The sequence below is a fragment of the Streptomyces sp. NPDC028308 genome (genome assembly GCF_055565855.1).
Genome location: NZ_JBVHTO010000013.1, coordinates 329,344 through 345,650 on the forward strand (window position 1 = coordinate 329,344; position 16,307 = coordinate 345,650).

At 70.4% G+C, this 16,307-nt stretch carries 12 protein-coding genes; 7 read left to right on the forward strand and 5 right to left on the reverse strand.

Annotated elements, in window-relative coordinates:
- Positions 1 to 67 precede the first annotated feature (67 nt).
- The 3 genes from trhA (at position 68) to ACZ4VA_RS30340 (ending at position 2,281) form a co-directional block, all read left to right on the forward strand.
- Positions 68 to 772 carry a PAQR family membrane homeostasis protein TrhA gene (gene trhA / locus ACZ4VA_RS30330; protein ID WP_355784627.1) on the forward strand — a complete coding sequence of 235 codons (705 nt, stop codon included), beginning with the start codon at positions 68 to 70 and terminating at the stop codon, positions 770 to 772.
- Between the two features lie 127 nt (positions 773 to 899).
- A complete protein-coding gene (locus ACZ4VA_RS30335) occupies positions 900 to 1,508 on the forward strand; it encodes a TetR/AcrR family transcriptional regulator (RefSeq protein WP_468083201.1) in 609 nt (202 codons plus the stop codon).
- A 44-nt stretch (positions 1,509 to 1,552) separates the two neighbouring features.
- On the forward strand, positions 1,553 to 2,281 hold the full coding sequence (locus ACZ4VA_RS30340) for a Mut7-C RNAse domain-containing protein (protein WP_468083203.1): 729 nt from the start codon (positions 1,553 to 1,555) through the stop codon (positions 2,279 to 2,281).
- Between the two features lie 220 nt (positions 2,282 to 2,501).
- Here ACZ4VA_RS30340 and ACZ4VA_RS30345 read toward each other — a convergent pair whose 3' ends face one another.
- The 5 genes from ACZ4VA_RS30345 to ACZ4VA_RS30365 all read right to left on the reverse strand — a co-directional run bounded on the left by ACZ4VA_RS30345 (position 2,502) and on the right by ACZ4VA_RS30365 (position 11,242).
- Complete coding sequence (locus ACZ4VA_RS30345) at positions 2,502 to 4,913, reverse strand: galactose oxidase-like domain-containing protein (RefSeq protein WP_468083205.1); 2,412 nt, start codon at positions 4,911 to 4,913, stop codon at positions 2,502 to 2,504.
- Positions 4,910 to 6,124: a glycosyltransferase gene (locus tag ACZ4VA_RS30350; protein WP_468083207.1), complete on the reverse strand. Its 1,215-nt coding sequence runs from the start codon at positions 6,122 to 6,124 to the stop codon at positions 4,910 to 4,912. The genes ACZ4VA_RS30345 and ACZ4VA_RS30350 overlap by 4 nt, the downstream gene beginning before the upstream one ends.
- Complete coding sequence (locus ACZ4VA_RS30355; protein WP_355782616.1) at positions 6,121 to 7,758, reverse strand: ArnT family glycosyltransferase; 1,638 nt, start codon at positions 7,756 to 7,758, stop codon at positions 6,121 to 6,123. Before ACZ4VA_RS30355 ends, ACZ4VA_RS30350 begins: the two co-directional genes overlap by 4 nt.
- Positions 7,755 to 9,017, reverse strand: coding sequence for a glycosyltransferase (locus ACZ4VA_RS30360; protein ID WP_355782619.1), 1,263 nt, complete (start codon positions 9,015 to 9,017; stop codon positions 7,755 to 7,757). The genes ACZ4VA_RS30355 and ACZ4VA_RS30360 overlap by 4 nt, the downstream gene beginning before the upstream one ends.
- Before the next feature lie 188 nt (positions 9,018 to 9,205).
- Positions 9,206 to 11,242, reverse strand: a complete 2,037-nt coding sequence (locus ACZ4VA_RS30365; protein ID WP_452922184.1) for a thioredoxin domain-containing protein — start codon at positions 11,240 to 11,242, stop codon at positions 9,206 to 9,208.
- Between the two features lie 129 nt (positions 11,243 to 11,371).
- On the opposite strand from ACZ4VA_RS30365, the gene ACZ4VA_RS30370 reads away from it, so the two are divergent.
- From ACZ4VA_RS30370 to ACZ4VA_RS30385, 4 genes are all read left to right on the forward strand, one after another.
- A complete protein-coding gene (locus ACZ4VA_RS30370; RefSeq protein WP_356238179.1) occupies positions 11,372 to 11,938 on the forward strand; it encodes a Uma2 family endonuclease in 567 nt (188 codons plus the stop codon).
- 466 nt (positions 11,939 to 12,404) lie between these two features.
- Entirely contained in the window at positions 12,405 to 13,148 is a 744-nt protein-coding gene (locus ACZ4VA_RS30375) for an NUDIX hydrolase (RefSeq protein WP_356238178.1), read from the forward strand.
- Positions 13,149 to 14,312: a 5'-methylthioadenosine/S-adenosylhomocysteine nucleosidase family protein gene (locus tag ACZ4VA_RS30380; protein WP_468083211.1), complete on the forward strand. Its 1,164-nt coding sequence runs from the start codon at positions 13,149 to 13,151 to the stop codon at positions 14,310 to 14,312. It abuts the gene before it with no gap.
- Positions 14,309 to 16,291: a hypothetical protein gene (locus ACZ4VA_RS30385; protein WP_356238176.1), complete on the forward strand. Its 1,983-nt coding sequence runs from the start codon at positions 14,309 to 14,311 to the stop codon at positions 16,289 to 16,291. The genes ACZ4VA_RS30380 and ACZ4VA_RS30385 overlap by 4 nt, the downstream gene beginning before the upstream one ends.
- The last annotated feature ends 16 nt before the right edge of the window (positions 16,292 to 16,307 follow it).

Below are 16,307 nucleotides of genomic sequence, written 5' to 3' on the forward strand. Positions count from 1 at the left end.
CCACTATCGACCCGCGGCTGGGTACTGCTGACGCGTAACTTACGGTTCCGTAGGTACGATTGCCCGCATGACTGCGCCCGTCCCCGACGCGCCCACGGACTCGCCGGCCGCCGGCCGCGGGCCCGTCGAGCTCTCCCTGCCGCACCCCGTCAAACCCAAGCTCCGCGGCTGGCTCCACCTCGGCATGTTCCCCGCCGTACTCGTCGCGGGCCTGCTGCTCACCGCGCTCGCCGACACCGGCCGCGGACGGCTCGCCTGCGGGATCTACACGCTGACGGCCTGCCTCCTGTTCGGAGTGAGCGCCGTCTACCACCGCGGCAACTGGAGCCCGCGCATGGACGGTGTCCTGCGCAGACTCGACCACGCGAACATCTTCCTGATCATCGCCGGCACCTACACACCGCTGACGATGCTCCTGCTGCCCGAAGCCAAGGGCCGGTGGCTCCTGTGGGGCATCTGGGGCGCCGCCGTGGCCGGCATCCTCTTCCGGGTGTTCTGGGTCGGGGCGCCGCGCTGGCTCTACACCCCCTGCTACATCGCCATGGGCTGGGCCGCCGTGTTCTTCCTGCCCGACTTCATGCGCGCCGGCGGGGTCGCCGTCCTCGTCCTGGTCGTCGTCGGCGGTCTGCTCTACAGCGCCGGCGGCGTGATCTACGCGCTCAAGCGCCCCAACCCGTCACCGCAGTACTTCGGCTTCCACGAGGTCTTCCACTCCCTCACCCTGGCCGCGTTCATCGCGCACTACGTCGGCATCTCGCTGGTGGCCTACTAGCGACGAAACTCCCCAGCGCTCCGGGGCCGCGGCCGTCCGCCGCGGCCCTCTCGCGTGTCCGGGCCCGGACGCCGGAGCCGCCCAGGGAGCCGGTGCCCGCCGTCGCCGGTGGCGGAGAATGAACCCCATGGCCGCCACCGCACACAGCTCCACCACCGCCGAGCCCCGGCCGGGGCTGCGCGAGCGGAAGAAGACGAAGACCCGGCTCGCGATCCGCGAGGCGGCCTACCGGCTGATCCAGGAGCAGGGCTACGAGGCGGCCTCCGTCGAGCGGATCGCCGCGGCGGCCGAGGTCTCCCCCTCCACGGTCCTGCGCTACTTCCCGGCCAGGGAGGACATCGTGCTCCCGGACGGAGGCGACCGGGAGACCGAGGAGCGGCTGCGGTCACGGCCCGCCGGCGAACCCTGGCCGGAGTCCCTGCGGCACGTGCTCGGGCACATCCTCGCCGGGCGGCCCGAGGTGCTGCGGCTGCGCACCCGGCTGATGGCCGAGGTGCCCGCCGTGCGGTCCCGCACGAGGGAACGCCTGACCGGCACCGGCCGCATGCTGTGCCGGGTCATCGGTGAGCGCACCGGCCGGGACCCGGACGCCCTCGACGTGCGCGTGTACGCCGCGGCGCTGACCGGCGCCCTGCTGGAGACCGCCGTGTACTGGGCCGAGGGCGGTCACCGCGAGGACCTCGCCGCGCTCCTCGACCGCACCCTGGACCTCCTGGAACACGGCCCCGCCCGCTGAAAACCCGGAGGCCGCCGCCCCGGCCGCCGTGGCATCCTGACCCGGTGAACGGACCGGAGATCCACGTCGAGTTCGCCCCCGAGCTGGGCCTGTTCGTCCCGCCCGCACGGCGGGCCGCCGCCACCGGGGTCGCCACCGACGGCGCCTCCACCCTCGGCCACGTCGTCGAGTCGCTCGGCGTCCCGCTGACCGAGGTCGGCGCCCTGGTCGTGGACGGCCGCGAGGTGCCCGTGTCGCACATCCCCGCCGCGGGCGAGTCCGTCCGGGTGCGCGCCGTCCGGCGCCCGCAGTCCGTACCCGGGGCGCCGCTGCGCTTCCTGCTCGACGTCCACCTCGGGACGCTGGCCCGCCGTATGCGGCTGCTCGGCGTCGACACGGCGTACGAGTCCACCGACATCGGCGACCCGGCCCTCGCCGCGCGCTCGGCGGCCGAGCGGCGGGTCCTGCTCAGCCGCGACCGCGGGCTGCTGCGCCGCCGCGAACTGTGGGCGGGCGCCTTCGTGTACAGCACCCAGCCCGACGACCAACTCCGCGACGTGCTCGGGCGGTTCGCACCCGAGCTGAAGCCGTGGACGCGGTGCACCGCGTGCAACGGGCTGCTCAGGGAGGCCACCAAGGAGGAACTGGCAGACCGGCTCGAAGGCGGCACGAGCCGGTCGTACGACGTCTTCGCCCAGTGCGCCGCGTGCGGGCGCGCCTACTGGAGGGGCGCGCACCACGACCGCCTGGAGGCGATCGTGGGACGCGCCCTCGCGGAGTTCGGAAGCCACTGAGGGCGCGGCCCCCAGCAGCCCCGCCGGGCCCGGACGGCCCGCACCAGGTCGTGTCCGCAAAGTCCCGTCGTCCGCCCGTAGGGCGGGTTCCGCGGCGTCTGGTGCGTGCTCTCGGTGGGCCGGGCGGAGTCCCTCGTACTGGACGTACTCGGGGCTTCGCCCGGTGCGGCGAGAGTGCGTGCCAGGCGTCGCGGAACAGGCGGGACTTTGCGGACACGACCTAGGACCTCCGCACGTCCCCCTTCCCGCAGGCCCGGCCGTCCCGGTCGCGGTCGAGGCCCAGCGGATCGTCCTTGCCGTTGACCCGCAGGCGGCCGTAGTCGTGGGTCTTCAGCCAGGCGCACCGGGCCGCCGCCGTCTCCTTCACTCCGTCCGGGAAGACCGTCGGCACGCACACGTTGACCGATCCGTAGTGCGGGTCGCAGCCGGAGACCGTCGGGCTCACCGGCTGCGAGGTCCGCTTCCTCCCCGGCCCGCTCGTCTTCCCGTCCGGCGATTCGGCGAAGGCGTGGACGTGCGGCGAGGCGGCGTCCGCGGCCAGTGCGGACGGCCCCTGGAGGTGCACCCACTCGGCCACCGACGGCACGCCGTTGGCGTCGACCGCGAAGAGCATGTACCAGCCGGGCGGGGCCAGGTTGGGGTTGCTCGTCACGTTCAGGTCGACGTTGTTCCCGTCCACGCTCAGGGGCAGGTCCACGAACCGCTGGTTCGGGTCGGAGGAGTGCGTCACCGCGGCCGGCCTGATCAACTCCGCCTTGGCGACGGGCCGGTCGACGGTGATGCGCTGGGTGTCGCCGTAGACCCACTCGGTGTCGATGACCGAAGTGATCGCCGGGCGGGGGCCCTTGAGGAGATACGGCGGGGTGTAGACGGACACGTCGTGGTTCCAGGTGCCGTTGCCCGGGTTGTCGCCGGTCGTCATCACCCGGCCGTCGGGCAGCAGGAACGCGGACGAGTGGTAGCCGCGCTCCTCCGGGTCGGGCGCCACGGGGTCGAAGGTCGAGGTCGCCGGGTCGAAGAGCGACGACTCGTACACCGGGTTCGCGCGGTTGTGCAGGGCGCCGCCGGTCTCCAGGACCTTGCCGTCGGGCAGCAGCACGGCGGACACGTACATCTTCCCCTGGCCGCCGGTCTGGGCCACCTTGCCGTTGCCGAGGTCCACCTCGCCCTGCGGGACCGGCGGCCCCGCGACGTACGACGGGGAGGGCGACTTGAGGTCGATGAGGTCCGTGAGCCCGTTCGCCTCCGGGTTGGAGTCGATGTTGCCGCCGCCGAGCGTCAGCACCCGCTGGTCCTGGGCCGGCGGCAGCAGCACGCTCGCCGACTGGTCCCGCTGGTCCTTGTTCCGCAGTCCCGGGACCGCGGTGGTGGTGTTGGCGTCGTAGTCGTAGATCGCCGAGCCCGTGCCCGGGGTGCCGTTGCCGAAGACGTGGCTGCCCGAGTAGAAGAGGCGGCCGTCCTGCATCAGGATCATCGACGGGTACAGACCCCAGTACGACCAGGTCTGGTTGACCTTCCACAGCGGCTGCCACCGCTGCTCGGCGTCCGACCAGAGCTCGGCGGTCACCGAACCCGTCGAGTCCTCGCGCAGCCCGCCGAACGAGATCACGTCACCGTTGCCGAGGACGGTCGCCGACGGATACCAGTGGCCGTCGTTCATGTCGTTGGTCTTGCCGTACGTCTCGGTGACCGGGTCGAAGACGTACGAGTCCTTGTACCCCTCGTAGCCGTGGCCGCCCGCGACCGGGAACGCCTTGTTGCCGCTCATCACCAGCACGCGCCCGTCCGACAGCTGCACGTGCCCCGCGCAGAACATGTCCTTGGGCGTCGGGATCTGCTTGTACGTCCCCCGCACCGGGTCGTAGACCGCCGAGGTGAACGTGCCCGCCGCGAACATCTCCTCGCTGTTGCCGGAGCCCGCGATGAGCAGCACCTTGCCGTTGTTGAGCACGACGGAGTGCATGGACCGGACCGGGTTCCGCGTGGGCAGCACGGTCCACTTGCCGTTGGCGCACTCGTCGGCCGTGCCGGTGCACCGGACGGGCGGCACGGGGTCGGCGACCTCGTCCATCGTGTAGTCGTCGGTGGTCGCGGAGCCGGTGCCGTAGACGGAGACGCCCCAGCTGACGCGGTCGGTGCCGGCCGGTACCGCGGGGGTGCGCACCGACGCCTGCGTCCAACCGCTCGTCATCTCCAGCGTCTTGAGGTCGGTCCAGTACTGCCAGCCGGCCGTCGCGTCGTGCCGGAACAGGGTGAGGGAGGTGTCCGGGGTCGTCGACTTGTACCAGAGCCCCAGGTCGTACTGCTTGCCCGGCGTGACCACCGGGGCGCAGGCCGCGCTCTCGGTGACCAGCGCCTTGCGGTCGCCGTCCACGCGGCGGGTCAGCTCGACCTTCATCGCCTTCGTGCCCGTGTGGGCGCCGGCGACGGTGGAGAACGTGAAGTCGTTGTCGCCCCAGCCGGACTTCTCCCAGCAGTACGGCATGCCGTCGGTGCCCGCCGTCTCGAAGCCTGGGTTCTTGACGAGGTTCGCGGCGGCGGCGGGCTGCGGCGAGACCAGGAGCAGCCCGGCGGCGAGGCCCGCCACGGCCAGCAGGGAGGTTCTCCGCCGGGGTCTGAGGTGGAAGCTCACGCGGCTCTCCTTTCCGTGCGACCGCGGTCGCGGCTCGCGCGCCGGGGTCCGGCGGCCCTGCGCGGCAGGTAGACCAGCGCCTCCGTCCCCGCGAACCGCAGGACGAAGGTCGTCACCAGGGCGAGCGCGGTGGCCGACAGGGGGCCCATCCCGAGCTCGCGCACGAACAGCGCGATCAGCGGGATGCGCAGCACCAGGTCGGCGTTGGCGAGCAGCGCGAACCGGCCCGCGCGGTCCCACCGGTTGCGGTGCCTGCGGCGCTCACGGAACAGCAGGTGCTCGATGAGCAGGAAGTTCCACGCCACCCCGAACTGGTTGGCGACGATCTCGGCCGGCAGGTAGTGCACCCCGGCGGCCGTGAGCGCCCACAGGCCCAGCAGGTTCGGCAGGAACCCGGTGACGCCGATCAGCCCGAAGGCGACCATCCGGGCCACCGGCGAGGCGGTGCGCAGCCCGGCCAGGTGGCGCAGGAAACGGAACCCCTCCTGCGCCGTCGACTTGGACTCGCCCGCGTACCGGTCCTGGAAGACGAAGGGCACCTCGGTGACCTGCCGGGGGCGGCTGCGCACCGCGAGTTCGAGGAGGATCTTGTAGCCGAGCGGCTGGAGGACATCGGCGGTGACCGCGCTGCGCCGGATGGCGAAGAAGCCGCTCATCGGGTCGCTGATGCCGCGCAGCTTGCGCGGGAACAGCGTCTTGGTGAGCCAGGTCGCGCCGCGCGAGACGGCGACGCGGTAGCCGCCCGCGAGTCCTTCGCGGCTGCCGCCCTTGATGTAGCGGCTGGCGACGACGAGCCCGGCGGACGCCCGCTCGCCCGTGGACACCAGCTCCGGCACCAGGGACGGCGGGTGCTGGAGGTCTCCGTCCATGACGACGATCCAGTCGGAGGCCGCGGCTTTGAGTCCTTCGACGACGGCGCCGCCGAGGCCGCCCACGGGCTCCTCGCGGTGCAGCACGGTGACCGGGAAGGGGCAGTCCTGCGCCGCCCGCGCGATCACCTCGGGGGTGTCGTCGGTGGAGTCGTCCACGAAGACGACCTCGCAGGGCAGCCGGGCGGGCACCGACTCGGTGATCCGGCGCAGCAGCTCCCGGACGTTCGCGGACTCGTTGAAGGTCGGTACGACGATGGTGACGGCGCCCGGCTCGGCTACCTCCGCGGCGTGTACCGCCGGGTCGCCGAGCTCCTCGGGAACGGTGGACTCGTGACTCATCGGGAGCCTCCCTCGGTCTGGATCCGGCGGATCTCGACGCGGTCCTCGCCGGTGCCGAAGACGGCGACCGGGGTGGAGTGGCGCATCGCGGCCCTGACGTTGGGCAGGTCGGCCGCGTCGCGCCGGACCGTGGGCGAGGCGACCACGTAGTCGAGGTCGCGCCAGCCGCGCGGCATCGTCTTCGTCACCGCCGGGTCCAGGTCCGCCTTGTAGAACCAGATGACGCCGGGTCCGGGCCGGTACCCGTGGTGCACGAGGTCGAGCCAGAGCGCGTCGTCGACGAGGACCCGGGTGCCCGCGGGGTCCTCCACCCGCGTGGTGAGCCAGTGCGACGCGGCCCGGTAGGGGGCGTTCGCGTCGGCGGTCAGGGCGGTGCGGTCGCCGTCGTACCAGCGGGGCACGACGTAGAGGGCCGCCGCAGTCACGAGCAGGGCCGCGGTCGCCCGGCGCCCCCAGGTGACGTACGGCCGCTCCCGCGTGCTCCGCGACCGGCGCAGCACCGCGTGCGCCACGCTCGCGGTGCCCCCGGCGAGCACCAGCGCGAGGAAGGGCAGCGCCTGGATGACGTACATGGCGGGCAGGTAGCCGTTCGGGCGCAGTGCGACCAGGGCGAGGATGCCGACGGTGAGGGCCGGTCCGGCCAGCGCGCGTGCCGTCACCGACCAGCGCCAGGTGAGCAGGAGCAGCACGGCGCCCGCCAGTCCGCCGAGGGGCAGGACGCGGTCGTAGTACAGCCAGGACCGCAGCACGGCGTGCGAGCCGGAGCCGGGGTCGAGGACGAAGCCGGAGCCGGGGCGGCTCATCTGGTAGGTGATGCCGTCCCACAGCGACACGTGCCCGGAGCCGGGCAGCAGCTCGCCCTTGAGCAGCGCGAACAGCGGGTACGCCAGGCCGATCAGCACGCAGGCGGTGACGGCTCCGGTGAGGGCGAACTTGCGGGTGTCGCGGTGTCCGTGGCGCCACATGGTGACCACGAGCGCGGGCAGGACGACGAGCATCGTCTCCTTGGTGAGCACCGCCGCGGCGGCCGCGACGCCGGCCGCGAAGTGGTGCCAGAGGTGCCGGTTCGGCGAGGCGGCCAGGCAGAACGCCAGCAGCGTCCACATCACCGCGATGTTGTCCAGGAAGATCTCGCGCTGGAGCACGACCGACAGCGGCGAGAGCCCGAAGATCGCCATGGCCAGGCCCGCCGCCCAGCGCGGCAGCCGGAGCCTGCGCGCGAGGACGTACAGCAGGACCGCGCTCGCGGCGCCGACCAGCAGCATGGTCACGCGCATCGGGCCGACGGTCATCAGGGACGGGCTGATCTTCGCGGGGAGCCAGGTCAGCGCCGCCAGCTGGATCCAGCCGAGGGGCGGGTGGTCGTACCAGTAGGTGTAGTGGGCGAGTCCGTCGCCCTGCTGCACGGCCCAGGCCTGGGCCAGGTAGGTGCCCTCGTCGTCGCTGAGGGCCGGGTAGTCGGTGATGTTCCAGCCCTGCACGACCATGATCGCCACGAGCAGCAGTCCACACAGGACCAGGTCGGAGCGCGAGCTGCGGAAACGCGGGACGGGACGGACGGCGGGCGCGTTTGCGGGCGCACGGTGCCGCTGCGCGGGGACCGTGGTGGCCGCCGCGGGGAGAGTGGAGGTCACGCGGGAACGTCCTCTCGGATCGTCTCGGTGAGGTGCGCGCCGACGTGACTGGTCAACTCCCAGTCCGTGCGGCCTCGTTGCTCGCGCCACACCGCGCGAACGGCCGCGCCCGCGAGGAGCACCTGGTAGAGGGGCCCGCCGGCGACGAGCTTGAGGTAGTGCACGAAGCGGACGCGCAGTCCGTACTGCTTGCCGAAGTCGTGCAGTCCGACCAGTTCGAAGACGAAGGTGACCAGGGCGGTGACGGCCGGCAGGAAGGTGATGAAGGCGATGCCGACCGGCACGTCGAGGAAGAGCGCGACGGCCACGTTGAGCGGGATGATCACGCCGGAGACGGCCTGGAGATACGGCGTCATCAGGGTGTAGCGGGCCAGCAACCGTTGCCCGAACGTGGGCAGTTGCCGCCAGTCCCGCTTGCGGTAGACCTGGAGGAAGCCCTGGTTCCAGCGGGTGCGCTGCTTCATCAGGGACACCAGGCTGCCCGGCGTCTCCTCGCGGGTCACCATGTCGGAGTCGTAGGCGACGACGACCTTCTTGCCGACGCTGGACAGCCGCACCCCGAGGTCGCAGTCCTCCGCCAGGCAGTCCGGGTCCCAGCCGCCGGCCGCGCGCAGCACCTCGGTGCGGACGAAGACGGTGTTGCCGCCGAGCGGAATGAAACCTTTCTGCGCGTGCAGGTGGAGCCGCGAGCGGAACCAGAAGAAGTACTCCAGGCAGTTGCGCAGGCTGTACCAGCTGGAGTGGAAGTTGATGAGCTGCACACCGCCCTGCACCACGTCCGCGCCCGTCGTGCGGAAGGCGTGGTCGACGTGGGCGAGCAGCTCCGGATGGACCTGGTCCTCGGCGTCGAAGACCCCGACGACGTCACCGCGGCAGTGCGGCAGCGCCGTGTTCATGGCCTTCGGCTTGTTCTTCCGCTCATGGGTGTCGACGACGACCCGCACCCGCGGGTCGCGGGCCTCGGCGGCGCGGGCGACGGCCGCGGTCTCCGGGTCGTCGTGCCCCACGATGACGATGATCTCGTAGTCGTCGTGACCGGACTCCAGCAGTCGCCGGATCGTGTGGTCCAGCACCGCCTGCTCGTGCCGGGCGGGCAGCAGCAGAGAGAAGGACAGGCCCTCTCCGCCGTCCGGTCTGCCGAAACGGGTGGAGGCGAGCACCTCGGGCGTACGCCAGGCGTGCATCTGCCACCACAGAGTGAAGGCGGCCATCCAGAACAGAGCCAGTGAAACGGCAGCGATGAAGACAGACGTGAGCAACAGATCCCCCCAGATCCCCAAACCCCTGTCGCGGCGGCGTGTCCTCAACCGCCGCGTCACCGTGAGGAGACTAGGAGGGATCTGTGAAGTCCCGGCACTGTTCAGATAAATAGAGTGTTTCGTAATCCTCGGTCGACTAAGGGCATGTATCGGACCACGTCAGAATTTTCCCGTCCAGATGCGACCGATCAGTCGGAAACCACGCCGCCCAGGGCCTCCCTGAGCTGCTCGGCGTCGGACGTCGGGGCGTCGCACGTGAAGTTGCGGCAGACGTACGCCGCCGGTCGGCCGCCGAGCAGCGGTCGGTCCGCCAGCAGCGGCAGTTCGTCACTGCCCGGAGCACCCACCGCGACCACCGCGCCCGGCGCCGTCCCCAGAAGTGCCGTGCGGTGCAGGGTTCTTGTGGCGTCCGCGTCCGCCGGACCGACGACCGCGACCTCGCGCGGCCCGTCCAGCAGCGCCTCGGCCACCGAGAGCCCCCAGCCCACGAACCGCGGGGCGCGCGGACCCAGCGCCTTCACCACGCCCAACGCCCGCTCCGCGGCGGTGCGGTGGGGTTCGGCGCCGGTCTGGGCCGCGTACGACAGCAGGGCGCCGGCCGCCGCGCTCCAGCCGGAGGGGGTCGCGTTGTCGGTGGGGTCCTGCGGACGCCGGATGAGCCGCTCCGCGTCGGCCGCCGTGTCGTACAGCGCGCCCGACTCTGCGTCGGTGAACTGCGCGAGGACGTGGTCGAGCAGGAATCCGGCGAACTCCAGCCAAACCCCCTCCCCCGTGACCGACGCGAGCGCCAGGAAGCCCTCGGCGACGTCCGCGTAGTCCTCCAGCACCCCGGCGTGCGCGCCGGTCCGGCCGTCCTTGCTGGTACGGGCCAGGCGGGCGCGGTCGTCCAGATGGACGCGTACGAGCAGGTCGGCGGCGCCGATCGCGGCCTCCACCAGGTCCGGACGCCCGAAGTAGGCGCCGGTCTCCGCGAGCGCGGCGACGGCCAGCCCGTTCCAGGCGGCGACCACCTTGTCGTCGCGGCCGGGATCCGGCCGCTCCCCGCGGGCGGCCAGCAGCCGCTCCCGCACCGACGCGATCCGCGCGGCGTCGGACACGCCCTCCCGCTGCGGGAGTTGCAGCACCGAGGCGCCCTCCTCGAAGGTGCCCTCCTCGGTCACGCCGAAGTGCCGGGCGGCGAGTTCGGCGTCGTCCCCGAGGACGTCGCGCAGCTGCTCGGGCGTCCACACGTAGTACGCGCCCTCGACGTGCCGGCCGGTCCCGTCGTCGCTGTCGGCGTCGAGCGCGGACGCGAACCCGCCCTCGGCGGTGCGCAGTTCGCGGACCATGAAGTCGGCGGTCTCCAGGGCGACCCGGCGGGCGAGGTCCGACCCGGTGGAACGCCACAGGTGCGCGTAGACCCGGCACAGCAGGGCGTTGTCGTAGAGCATCTTCTCGAAGTGCGGAACCGTCCAGTCCCGGTCGACGGAGTAGCGGGCGAAACCGCCGCCCAGCTGGTCGTAGATCCCCCCGCGCGCCATGCGCTCGCAGGTGTCCCGCGCCATCTGCAGGGCACCCTCGGAGCCGGTGCGGGCGTGGTGGCGCAGCAGGAACTCGATCACCATGGACGGCGGGAACTTGGGCGCCCCGCCGAAGCCGCCGCGCTGTTCGTCGTACTCCCGGGTGAGCCCGAGCAGCGCCCCGGCCAGCTCCTCCTCGCCCGGCACCTCGGTACCGCCGTAGTTCAGCTCGCGGCCCGCGAGGTCACGCACGATCTTGCCCGCCACGTCGGCGACCTCGTCGCGGCGGTCGGTCCAGGCGCTGCCGACGCCTTCGAGGACCTGGCGGAAGGCGGGCATCCCGTGCCGGGGCTCGGGCGGGAAGTAGGTGCCGAAGTAGAAGGGCTCGGCGTCGGGGGTGAGGAAGACGGTCATAGGCCAGCCGCCCTGGCCGGTGGCGGCCTGCACCGCCTCCATGTAGACGGCGTCGACGTCGGGCCGCTCCTCGCGGTCCACCTTCACGCTCACGAAGTGCTCGTTCAGGTACGCGGCCGTCGCCTCGTCCTCGAAGGACTCGTGCGCCATGACGTGACACCAGTGGCAGGCGGAGTAGCCGACCGACAGCAGGACGGGGACGTCGCGCCGTCGGGCTTCCTCGAACGCCTCGGGTCCCCACGGCCACCAGTCGACCGGGTTGTCCGCGTGCTGAAGCAGATAAGGCGAGGTCACACCAGCCAACCGGTTCATACGACCCAGCCTCTCACAGGGCCTGCCGCGATCGAGGAAGCGCTGACGAGCCCGCCGCACTCGGCCGCGGAACAGTAGGCTGAGCGCAGTGGCGCTGGACCTGCCGAGGCTCCTCGAAGGAGGTACACCATGTCCGCCGAGATGGTGGCGCCCGCGTGGATGCATACGCAGATCAGCGCGGAGCAGTACGACTCCTGGTCCGAGGAGCAGTGCGCCGGCATCGAGATCGTGGACGGGATGGTCGTCGTGAGCCCGAGCGCCTCGAAGCGGCACAACCGGCTGGCTCGGCTCCTGGCCAATGCCCTGGACGCCGCCGCGGGCCCGGACTGGAACGCGGACACGGACTTCGACGTCCGCCTCCAGGACGTACCGCTCACCAACCGCCGGCCGGACGTCATCGTCTACCGGGCAGAGACCATCGACCTCACGCCCACCCGCCCCGAGCACGTGCTCCTGGTAGTCGAGGTCGTGTCGCCCGGCTCGGAGACCACGGATCGGATCGTGAAGGTGGACCAGTACGCCAAGGCCGGCATCCCCTTCTACTGGCGGGTCGAGCAGGCCGCCACCGGGGTCCCGATCGTATACACCTATGTTCTCGACCCCGCCACCAGGGCTTACAGGGACGGCGAGATGTTCACCGGCATGGTGAAGGCCACCGCGCCTTTCTCCATCGCGGTCGATCTTGGGGCCATGTAAGGACGGAGAGGTCTCTCCGCTTTCGAAAGCCGACCGGTAGCGCCCGCATCGCGATTATTCATGGGCCGATCGGAACATTCCCCACCTCCGGGCCGGATGCACCAACTGCGGATGCCATGCCAGCTCGCAAGTGATCGTTTAGCCGTGCCCGGTCAAGAACTGATCAAGGTGACGTTGCCGGAAGATCGGATCAGCCGGGGCGGCTACATACGAAACTGACCCAGGTCCCGGCATCCGGTTTGCGGTTCATCGACGCGAACGGGCCACGACTATCTCGCTTTGCCATCGACGCCACGAGCGCGCCAGTCGCGGCCCGGAAACCGTGACCCGGCAGACAGGTACGAGCTGACATGTTCGACCACCAGCCGACCATCCATGTGCGTCACGACCATGAGGTCGAGCGGCGCGACGATCCCAACACTCTACTTCTTGTGCAAGTGACAGTAACTCAAGTACCTTGCAGGGCATGCAAGATGACGCATGGTCACCTCCTCCTGTCCTACTGACGGTCGATCTCGTGATCCTGACGCTGCGCGACAGTCGTCTGCACGTCCTCCTGGTGGAGCGGGGCGAAGATCCCTTCCGAGGCATGCTCGCGCTGCCTGGAGGATTCCTGAGCCACGATGGCGAGGAGATCCTGGACGCCGCTCACCGCGAACTGAGTGAGGAAACAGCCCTGACCTCCGGCTGTGTGCACCTTGAACAGCTGGCCGTGTACGGAAGATCGGGCCGCGACCCCCGGGGCCGAGTCGTCTCCGTAGCTCACCTGGCGATCGCACCGGGGCTGCCCGACCCTGTCGCGGGGACGGACGCCACCGATGCCGCGTGGGTTCCCGCAGAAGCCGTCCTGTCCGGCGAGGCGACTCTCGCCTTCGACCACCATCGAATTGCCGCAGACGGGATCGAACGCGCGCGCACCAAGATCGAATTTTCGGCACTGGCCACCGCGTTCTGCGGGGAGAGCTTCACCATCGCAGAACTGCAGCAGGTGTACGAGGCCGTTTGGGGCACCACGCTCGACACCCGCAATTTCTACCGGAAGGTCCAAGCCGCGAAGGGGTTCATCGTTCCCGTCGGCACGGACCGCAAGGCCACGGGGGGAAGACCCGCACGGCTGTACCGGGCCGGTCCGAACACCGTGCTGTTCCCACCGCTGATCCGACCCGCGCCATCTGCGTCGGAAGAGAACACGAGAGGGGAAGAGGAGTAGATGCCGAAGAACTCAGTGGTGATTCTCACCGCTCTCAATCTTGAATATCAGTCCGTGCGCCAGAGGCTGGCGGATCCTCAGGTGCATCGCCACAAGCGCGGTACCCGGTTCGAGGTGGGAACCGTACGGGGCACATCGTGCCGCGTCGCACTCGGCCTGACGAACAAGGGGAACCATTCCGCCGCGGTGATCGCCGAACGCGCGATCCAGGAGTTCTCGCCGTTGGCCGTGCTGTTCGTCGGGGTCGCCGGCGCCCTGTGGGACGCCACCAGGCTGGGTGACGTGGTGATGGCCTCCCACGTGTACGCCTATCACGGCGGGACCAGCGAGGACGACGGGCTCAAAGCCCGTCCCCGGGTATGGGAAGCGCCGCACGGCATCAGCCAGCTCGCCTCGCACCTGGCCCGTGTGAACGACTGGGCGGACCCCACACCCGGTCACAAGGACGGACCGCAGGTGCGTTTCGGGGCGATCGCCGCCGGCGAGATCGTCCAGAACTCGAGGATCTCGGCTGAGGCGAAGTGGATCCGACAGCACTACAACGACGCGCTCGCCATCGAGATGGAGGCGGCCGGTGTGGCCCAGGCCGGCCATCTCAGCGGAGCGCCGGTGGCCATCGTCCGGGGGATCAGCGACCGGGCGGACGGCACGAAGAACAGTTTGGAGGACCGCAACTGGCAGCCGCGGGCCGCGGCGAACGCGGCGGCGTTCGCCATCCGGTTGGCAGCGGAACTGGTGGGCGAGCAGGACGAGACCCCCGTGCCCCAGGACGACGGTGCCCGTTCGGCCCACCGGTTCGACCTGCCCGTCAGCAACACCGTTCACAACAGCACCGTCGGCATCATGGCGGGCTCCGTCACGGGCAGCAGTGTCCACATGAGCACGGTCCCCAAGGCACCCGGCCCGACGGACCTGATCACGGGACTGAACGGTTTCCGCGATCAGCTGGGGTGGCACCGCGACAAGGGCGCCCTCGACGAGGACAGCTACCGGGAAGCCCTGACCGATCTGGACTCCGCCCTCCGGTCGGCAAGGGAGCGCACCCTTGAATCGTCCAAGCGGACGGTCATGACACTCAAGAGGCTGCGCGGACTGGTCGCGGAGTGCCCCGCGCTGCTGGCCACGTTGGCTCCGCTGGTTGCCGCGGCCGGTGACCTGACATGAACCACGACGACAGTGCCCCGTACAGCTCGGCGGCGTACGGCTCGACCATCGGGATTCAGGCCGAGACCGTACACAACTCCAACGTCTACTTCGTCCACCCGGACGCCTCGCCGCAGGAGAAGTACCGCGTCGGCGTACAGCTCCTGGAAGACGGCGTTCCCAGCCGGGCCCGCGAAATGATCACCGATGCGATCGCCCATGGGTACGACGGTACCGAGGTGCGTTTCCACTGGGTGCTCGCCATGCTCAGCGCACGCACCCACCACGACCTGACTGCCGAAGAGGTCAGGCAGCTGCGTTACGCCTACGGGCTCGTGCGGGACTTCGCCGAGGACCAGTGGAAGGAAGCCCTGCGCGTCACTTTCGACCTGTTGGCGGTACTCAGCAGCGCCGGCAGCGAGACCGGCCCTGTGCTGAAGCAACTGCAGGACCTGCCGCTCCGCCAGCACGACGCGATTCTCCGCCACCTCGACGTGATACTTACCGGAGGGCTGAAGGACGACCTGTGGGCGGAGACCCTCGGGCGGGCCAGGGCGGAACGCTTCGGCAACGGCCGGGCCCAGCGGGTCTGGGCCTACTTCGCACCCGACCCCATCGGGGCGCGGGCCGTTCGGCCCCGCCCGAGCACCGCGGCCGCCGCCAAGGCGGCCCTCCCTGTCCGGGCGGTCCTGTTCGCCATCAGCAGTGCTCTCCTTGGGGCCCTGGCTCTGATCGCGAATCCGGCCCAGGCGATCGTCGAGTTAACGGTGGCACTCGGCGCGGGCCTGACTGCGGCGCGCTTCGGCGTTCGGTGGTGGGGCCAGGAGCCCAGGCCTGCCTTCAGGGCCGAGGTTCACGCCCCGGATCCGCGCGATCCTCCGATCGCCGAGGACCGGTTCACCAAGCGCGTCCGCCATTCATTCGATCACTACTTCAGCATTCGAAGGCCCCACGGTTTCACCGCGGATGCCTGGCTCGGTCACACCGTTCAGATCCGCAGCAGCCTCGCTGCCGAGATCGCGGACCTCTACCGGGAGAGCCGAATCGGTGTGGAGCGAGTCGACTGGCTGATCCGGTACCTCGCCGAGGACGCCCGAGATCGCTACAACAACGGCATCCTGTCCGATCGGTACCGCCAGGACCGGACGTCGGGCAGGACGAAGGCCTTGACCGTGGCGGCCCTCGCCGTTCTCGGTGTCGCGGCTCTGGCCGGGTTCGGCACAGCGGCCATCGGTGCCGCCCAACCGCGGCCTCTGTGGGCGTTTCTGGCCGTGCTCGGTGCGGCTTGGTCCGGGCACGCGAGCGCTTCCCGATGGCTCGAGGTCCGGCGTGAAGAGCACCGGCTGAACCGGGAGACCCAGGAATACAGCGAGCATTTAGCCGAACGGCAGATTGCCTACCACCGCTGGAAGTCGTTCCTGGACGCTACGCGCCCCAGCGAACTGGAGATGGAGACGTGGCTCACCTGCGACAAGACCTTGTTCGTCGATGAGGCACTCCAGTACCACCGGCTCACCTGGCGTGATCTGATCACCCACACCATCCTGATGGCCCCTGGTCCCTCCTACAAACGTGGTCGGGTCCGAGGCGGCCCATGGCGGTACTCGCACTATGTGTTCCGCCTATTCCTGTTCACCCAGGACGGTATCCGCGAGATCAGCTCTGAGTTCGACTTCTTCGACGGAACGCGCAAGAACGAGCAGCGGTGCAACTACCGGTTCGACGCGCTGACCTCCGTACAGGTGACGGAGAACGCCGACATCGGCTACGACCTGGAGCTCTTCCTCGCCAACGGACCGGCCAGGAAAATTCGCGTCAAGGACGCCGACGCCCATCAACTGGCCCCGACCGAGAATTCCCGGGAAATCTCCGAGATCAACCTCAGCGCGGCCGGCTCCACCCACACCTTCCGCCTTCTGGAGGGGATAGCGGCGGACGGGAAGAGCTGGATCGAACGGCACGGCCCCGACAGCCTGGCTCCCTTCCAGACCGCCGGCTGATCCTGAACGCGAGCAT